This is a genomic window from Polaromonas sp. P1_G2 (genome assembly GCF_056405515.1).
Genome location: NZ_JBFUBY010000744.1, coordinates 1 through 578, shown reverse-complemented (window position 1 = coordinate 578; position 578 = coordinate 1). Strand labels below are relative to the sequence as shown.

Below are 578 nucleotides of genomic sequence, written 5' to 3'. Positions count from 1 at the left end.
GCGCAGTCCAGCCAGGGGCCGGACATCTATTTCATGTGGGCGGGGCTCGGCCTGGGTGGCGAATTCGTCAAGGCCGGCCTGTCGAAACCTCTCGACGATTATTACAAGAAGTATGACTGGGATAAGCACCTGCTTGGTACGGCCGCCAGTTTCTCCAAGATCTATCCGGGCGGCCGCCACGGTGTACCCTATACCTTCCACGGCGAAGCGATCTATTACAGCAAGGCGCTGTTCCAGAAGGCCGGCATCACCGCGATGCCGACGACGTATGACGAGCTGAAGGCCGATGCGAAGAAGCTGAAGGATGCCGGCATTGCGCCGATGACATTCGGCGGCACGGTCAACTGGCACCTGATGCGGCTGATGGACGTCATCCTTGAAGCCAAGTGCGGTGTCGACAAGCACGACGAGTTGATGAACATGAAGCTCGATTGGTCGAAGGAGCCCTGCGCCACCGCGAGCTTCCAGGAACTGAACGACTGGTCGCAGAATTATATCCTGAAGCCCTTCATGGGCATTGACAACAACCAGAGCTTCAACCTGTTCCTCGCAAATCGTGCGGCAATGATGCTGGAGGG

1 protein-coding gene is annotated in these 578 nt (G+C 57.8%); it reads left to right on the top strand.

Annotated elements, in window-relative coordinates; genetic code table 11:
- A partial coding sequence (locus AC1D0P_RS27340; protein WP_477679601.1) for an ABC transporter substrate-binding protein occupies positions 1 to 578 on the top strand: 578 nt, incomplete at both ends.